This window comes from Porticoccus sp. (genome assembly GCF_041592135.1).
Lineage (GTDB): Bacteria > Pseudomonadota > Gammaproteobacteria > Pseudomonadales > Porticoccaceae > Porticoccus.
In genome coordinates this window covers 21,236-27,235 of sequence record NZ_JBFHQR010000019.1, presented here as the reverse complement: position 1 = coordinate 27,235, position 6,000 = coordinate 21,236, and the positions used below count along the sequence as shown (strand labels likewise).

6 protein-coding genes are annotated in these 6,000 nt (G+C 58.5%); all 6 read right to left on the bottom strand.

Translation table 11 applies throughout. The annotated features are described in order from the left end of the window. Positions 1–41: 41 nt before the first annotated feature. Positions 42–809, bottom strand: coding sequence for an enoyl-CoA hydratase/isomerase family protein (locus tag ABY948_RS03575; RefSeq protein ID WP_461481142.1), 768 nt, complete (start codon positions 807–809; stop codon positions 42–44). A gap of 33 nt (positions 810–842) precedes the next feature. Continuing rightward, complete coding sequence (can, locus tag ABY948_RS03570; RefSeq protein WP_461481141.1) at positions 843–1,499, bottom strand: carbonate dehydratase; 657 nt, start codon at positions 1,497–1,499, stop codon at positions 843–845. 112 nt (positions 1,500–1,611) lie between these two features. Next, positions 1,612–2,310 (bottom strand): phosphate signaling complex protein PhoU, encoded by a 699-nt coding sequence (gene phoU / locus ABY948_RS03565; RefSeq protein WP_461481140.1) that lies wholly within the window; start codon positions 2,308–2,310, stop codon positions 1,612–1,614. 12 nt (positions 2,311–2,322) lie between these two features. Next, on the bottom strand, positions 2,323–3,069 hold the full coding sequence (gene pstB / locus ABY948_RS03560) for a phosphate ABC transporter ATP-binding protein PstB (RefSeq protein ID WP_461481144.1): 747 nt from the start codon (positions 3,067–3,069) through the stop codon (positions 2,323–2,325). Positions 3,070–3,219: 150 nt separating this feature from the next. Continuing rightward, positions 3,220–4,506 (bottom strand): phosphate ABC transporter permease PstA, encoded by a 1,287-nt coding sequence (gene pstA, locus ABY948_RS03555; RefSeq protein WP_461481139.1) that lies wholly within the window; start codon positions 4,504–4,506, stop codon positions 3,220–3,222. After that, positions 4,499–5,887, bottom strand: coding sequence for a phosphate ABC transporter permease subunit PstC (pstC, locus tag ABY948_RS03550; RefSeq protein ID WP_461481138.1), 1,389 nt, complete (start codon positions 5,885–5,887; stop codon positions 4,499–4,501). The genes pstA and pstC overlap by 8 nt, the downstream gene beginning before the upstream one ends. Positions 5,888–6,000: the final 113 nt, after the last annotated feature.

Genomic DNA, 6,000 nt, shown 5'->3' with positions numbered 1-6,000 from the left:
ATTTGGCCCTTGTTTGTGGGATTTTCCGTCAACCAGCACCACTAGCGGCGGCTGAAGTTGGGCTCACGGTTTTCCCGGCGGGCCAGCAATCCCTCTTTCAGGTCGCCCGAAGTGTGGCAGCGCTGTGTCTGTGCCAGGGCCCTGGCGAGATCCAGGTTGCCGTCGGCCATCTGGTCGCAGAGTTGTTTCATGGCCGCCACCGTCAGGGGTGCCAGGGGCAGCAGGGTTTCCACCAGTTTCATGGTCTCGACTTCCAGCTCGTCCTGCAGCACCAGATGGGTCAGATAACCGACCCGCAGCAGCATTTCCGCATCCAGCACCTCGGCCGCCACCAGAATGCGCTTGGCGGTGGTCACCCCGAGGCGCTTCACATAGCGGCGAATACCATTGGGGGGGTAACAGAGACCGATTTCCGCCGCCGGCACCTTGAGGCGCATGCCGTAGACACCGATGCGGAAATCGCAACAGAGGGCGACCTCGGAACCACCGCCGTAGACGCTGCCATTGAGCGCACAAATCACCGGCATCGGCATGGCCGCCACCCGGTCAGTCAGGGTTTCGAACTTTTCGCCGGTCATGTCGCCGGAGGACATCTGCTCCAGGGAGGCGCCGGCACAAAAGGTCTTTTCCCCCTGGCCGGTGATGATCAGCACGCGGATATCGCGGTTGGCCTCCACCTGATTCAGGCAGTCGATAAACCGGTCGATGCCCGCGGCGGTGAGGGAATTATGCTTGGCCGGATTGTTGAGCAGGATGCGGGCTATAGCACCGTCCATGGATAACACAACGGGGTTGTCAAGGTTGCTCATATAGTCACCCTCTCTACGTCAAGGCAGATGTTATCAGGTTGATGAGGCATAGCGCTGTTTAATCTTTTCCGCCGCCGCATGATACTTGTTGCGAATTTCCTCGCGGCAATTGATATTCACCTCCAGATCCCGCAGCAGACCATCGGCAATGCTGTAGATCCAGCCGTGCACGGTGAGATCCTGTCCCCGCGCCCAGGCATCCCGAATGATGTTGGTTTTACAGACATTCACCACCTGCTCGATGACATTCAGCTCACAGACTTCATCGATCACCTTGTCCTTATCGCAACCCTCGGTGAGGTAGGTCTGGTGGATATACTGCACGTCCTGCACGTTCAACAGCCAATGGTCAATCAGACCGAGGTTTTCCTTCTCAACCGCCGCTTTCACACCACCACAGCCATAGTGACCGCACACTATCACATGCTTCACCTTCAGGTATTCCACCGCGTATTGCATCACCGACAGACAGTTGAGATCACTGTGAACCACCATGTTGGCAACGTTGCGATGGACGAACAGTTCGCCGGGCATCAGGCCGACAATCTCGTTGGCCGGCACCCGGCTGTCGGAACAGCCAATCCACAGAAACTCGGGTGCCTGCTGTTCACAAAGCCGTTTAAAAAATGTCGGGTCGGCCTGTTTCATGGATTCTGCCCAGGCGACATTTTTCTCGAACAGTTCTTTCAAGAGTGGATCTCCGGAGGTTGCAGTACTCAGAGGGGAGACATCAGTTTACGTGCAATTCAGGCACAAAAAAACCGGATAATCTATCCGGTTTTTTTGGCAGCAGAACGGCTGTTCAGTTATCGCCATCCAGCTTGCGGTGACGAATATCCCGCCCCTGCACCAGGTAGACCACGTGTTCACAAATGTTCTTGGCGTGGTCGCCGACGCGCTCCAGGGAGCGCAGCGCCCAGAGGATATTCATGGATCGGGAAATACTGCGCGGGTCTTCCATCATGTAGGTAATCATTTCCCGCAGCGCGGATTTGTAATCCATATCCACCTGGCGGTCATCCTTCATGGTGGCGATGGCCGCTTCGGCATCAAAACGGGAAAAGGCATCCAGGGAGTCATTGAGCATCTTGCGCACGCAGTTGCCGATATGGCGCACTTCGGTATAGCCCCGCGGCGCCACCCCCTCCTCTGACAGATGGATGGCCATTTTGGCGATCTTCTGGGCCTCGTCGCCAATGCGCTCCAGGTCGCGGATCGCCTTGGACACCGCGGTCACCAGGCGCAGATCACTGGCCGCCGGCTGGCGGCGGGCAATCAGCGTGGTGCAGGTTTCGTCGATGTCCATTTCCATTTCATCGATGCGCGATTCCACCTCGATGACTTTCTCGGCCAGGCCGCTGTCGGCATCTTCCAGGGCGCGGATGGCATCACCCACCTGCATTTCCACCAGCCCGCCCATTTCCAGCATGCTGGTCTTGATTTCTTCCAGGTCTTCATTGAATTGCCGGGAAATATGTTGATCCAGATTTAATTTGTCCATCTCAGACTCCTGTTAACCGAAACGGCCGGTGATGTAGGCTTCGGTCAGTTCGTGTTCCGGTGCGGTAAAGACTTTTTCCGTGTCGTTCACTTCCACCAGGTGTCCCAGATGGAAGTAGGCCGTGCGGTGGGAAACCCGGGCGGCCTGCTGCATGGAGTGGGTCACGATCGCAATGGTGTAATTTTCCGACAACTCGGCGATCAGCTCTTCAATCTTGGCGGTGGCAATCGGGTCCAGCGCCGAGCAGGGTTCATCCATCAGGATCACTTCCGGACTGATGGCAATGGCCCTGGCAATGCAGAGTCGCTGTTGCTGACCGCCGGAGAGGCCGGTGCCCGGCTGATCCAGCCGCTCTCTGACCTCCTCCCACAGGCCCGCGCGACGCAGGCTCATCTCAACGATATCATCCAGCTCGGCGCGACGGCTGGCAAGTCCGTGCAGGCGCGGGCCATAGGACACATTGTCATAGATGGACTTGGGAAACGGGTTGGGCTTCTGGAACACCATGCCAACCCGCGCCCGCAGTGCCACCGGGTCCATTTTCGCCGCGTAGATGTCTTCGCCGTCGAGCAGTAATTCACCCTGCACGCGGCAGTTGTCGACGGTATCGTTCATGCGGTTGATGCTGCGCAGAAACGTGGATTTGCCACAACCGGACGGCCCGATCATGGCAATCACCTCGTTCTGGCCGATATCCACACTGACGTTGAAGATCGCCTGCTTGTCGCCGTAAAACACATCCACGTTGCGCATGGACATCCTCGGGTTCTTCACGAAAGGGGTGCCGATCGCCTTTTCCGGGTAATTTGTGGAATTCACCGCGGCGTTGCGGGAAGTTGTTTTTTCCTCGAGCATTACAGCTGTATCCGCTACCAAATTGTTCACCATTATCAACCTCTCCTGAAAAGGTTACCAGCGGCGCTCGAGGCGCTTCCGCAACACCACGGCCAGTGTGTTCATCATGATAAGGAAGGCCAGCAGCACCATAATGGCCGCGGAGGTCTTCTCCACAAAGGCCCGTTCGGGGCTGTCGGCCCAGAGAAAAATCTGTACCGGCAGCACCGTAGCCGGATCGGTAAAACCGCCCGGAATATCCACAATAAAGGCGACCATGCCGATCATCAGCAGCGGCGCCGTTTCGCCCAGCGCCTGGGCCATGCCGATAATGGCCCCGGTGAGCATGCCGGGCATCGCCAGCGGCAGCACATGGTGCAGTACCACCTGCATTGGCGAAGCGCCGACACCGATAGCCGCCTCGCGGATGGACGGTGGCACCGCCTTGATCGCGGCGCGGCTGGAAATGATGATGGTGGGCAGCGTCATCAGGGTCAGCACCAGACCGCCCACCAGCGGCACCGAGCGGGGCACGTGGAAGAAATTGATGAAGATCGCCAAGCCGAGCAGGCCGAAAATGATCGAGGGCACCGCTGCCAGATTGTTGATATTCACTTCAATCAGGTCGGTCCAGCGGTTGCGCGGCGCAAACTCTTCGAGATAAACCGCTGCCGCCACCCCGATGGGGAACGACAGGCTCAGGGTGACAACCAGGGTAAACAGGGAGCCCATCGCCGCTCCCCATATCCCAGCCTGTTCCGGTTCGCGGGAGTCGCCGTGGGTGAAAAACACCCGATTGAGTCCCAGCTTGATGTCGCCATCCCGCTTCAGCTGCTCAATCCATTCCTGGCGCAATTCACTGGTGCGACCGGTAAAGGCACCGCCCTCATCGCCCATGCTTTTCACATAGGTATCGATATCGTCGTCAGCGGACAGCCAGATGGTCTCGGTCTGGCCGAGCAACTGGGGGTTGGCCAACAGTCGGTCGCGCAACTGGTAGCCGGCGCCACTGCTGACCAGCGAGACCAGGTCGCGCTTTTCCTTGCGACCCGTCACCTCGGGAAAGCGGTCCTTCAGGCTTTGTTTGACCAGCCCCTGGAAATCCGCCAGCGCCACCTGTTGCCGATTGTTGAGATCGCTGATGCCGAGGACATCGGCATCGTAGCGGATCTCCAATTGAATGGAGGTCATCAAAAAGGCCTTGTAGCCCTTGCCAATGATGTCGGTAAACAGCAGCGCCACACACAACAGGCCAAAGCTGATTGCCATCATGCCATAGGCGCGGAAACGCTTTTCCGCCCGGTAGCGGCGGGCCAGGCTGCGCTGGATGATCGCCGCATGAGATTGCTTGGACTCAGTCATATTGTTCCCGGTATTTTTTAACCACGCGCAGGGCGACAAAGTTCAGCACCAGCGTCACAAGAAACAGCATCAAGCCGAGGGCAAATGCCGCCAGGGTTTTGGGGCTGTCAAATTCCTGATCACCCACCAGCAGGGTAACGATCTGCACCGTCACCGTGGTGACCGTCTCCAGTGGGTTCACGGTCAGTTTGGCGGCCAGACCCGCCGCCATCACCACAATCATGGTTTCGCCGATAGCCCGCGATACCGCCAGCAGCACACCGCCGACAATACCGGGCAGGGCCGCCGGGAAGATCACCTGTTTGATGGTTTCAGATTTGGTGGCGCCGAGTCCCAGGGAGCCATCCCGCAGGCTTTGCGGCACCGCATTGATAACGTCATCGGCCAGCGATGAGACAAACGGGATAATCATCACCCCCATCACCAGGCCGGCCGCCAGCGCGCTCTCGGACGAAACGGCAAGGCCCATGCTTTCTCCGGTCTGGCGCAGGAAGGGCGCCACGGTGAGGGCGGCAAAAAAACCGTACACCACAGTGGGAATGCCGGCGAGGATTTCCAGCGCCGGCTTGGCCAGGTTGCGAAATCGGGGCGAAGCGTATTCCGCCAGGTAGATTGCCGACATCAACCCCACCGGCACCGCCACGATCATCGCGATCAGGGAGATCAGCATGGTGCCGACAAACAGGGGGATGGCGCCGAAGCTGCCGGATGAACCCACCTGATCCGCACGAATGGCCATCTGCGGGCTCCACTCGGTACCGAACAAAAAGTCCGTCACCGGAATGGCCTTGAAAAAACGCAATGACTCAAACAACACCGAGAGCAGGATACCCAGGGTGGTGAGAATGGCGACACAGGCACAGGCGAGCAGCAGGTTCTTGAACACTCGCTCCACCTGTTGCCGGGCCCGCAATTGCGGCGACACTTTCACCCAACCCCAGCCGAGGCCCAGCACGCCCAGGGACAGCGCCACCGCCGTCACCAGCAGCTGGCCGGTATGGCGCAGACTGTTGAGTTGTTCCGCTGCGGCCAGCAACACCGGGTCGGCACCCTCTTCGCTGAGCGCGCCGCTGGCCAGGTTTTCGATACTGTTTAACAGCAGATTGTGATCTGCCGTTGTCAGCGGCTGGTGGGAAGCCGGCAGCCCGTCCAGCAACACCATGCTGATGACTGGCTCGTCGAACATCAACCACAGTGCCAACAACAAAATAGCGGGCAGTGCGCACCAGATGGAGGCTCGCATGCCGTAGAAAAAGGGCAGGGAATGCAGGTGTCTTATGCCCCCCAGCGGCCGCGCCAAAGCCACTGAACGGCTGTGTGCCATCAGGTAGGCAACGGCGCTCAGGGCGAGCAGTACAATCAGGAGATTCGCTGTTTGCATGACTGTATTCCCGACAAGATTTCTGGTTATTGCAAAAAAAACAGGGCCTAACTTGCGTCAGGCCCGAGTCTATAACAGCTCGTGGGAGAAGCCACTTATAATTTGGTGAGAAG

Excerpts from the sequence above, each read along its gene's own strand:
- ABY948_RS03575 (WP_461481142.1), bottom strand. The coding sequence starts at position 809 with ATGAGCAACCTTGACAACCCCGTTGTGTTATCCATGGACGGTGCTATA.
- phoU (WP_461481140.1), bottom strand. The coding sequence starts at position 2,310 with ATGGACAAATTAAATCTGGATCAACATATTTCCCGGCAATTCAATGAA.
- pstB (WP_461481144.1), bottom strand. The coding sequence starts at position 3,069 with ATGTCCATGCGCAACGTGGATGTGTTTTACGGCGACAAGCAGGCGATC.
- pstA (WP_461481139.1), bottom strand. The coding sequence starts at position 4,506 with ATGACTGAGTCCAAGCAATCTCATGCGGCGATCATCCAGCGCAGCCTG.
- pstC (WP_461481138.1), bottom strand. The coding sequence starts at position 5,887 with ATGCAAACAGCGAATCTCCTGATTGTACTGCTCGCCCTGAGCGCCGTT.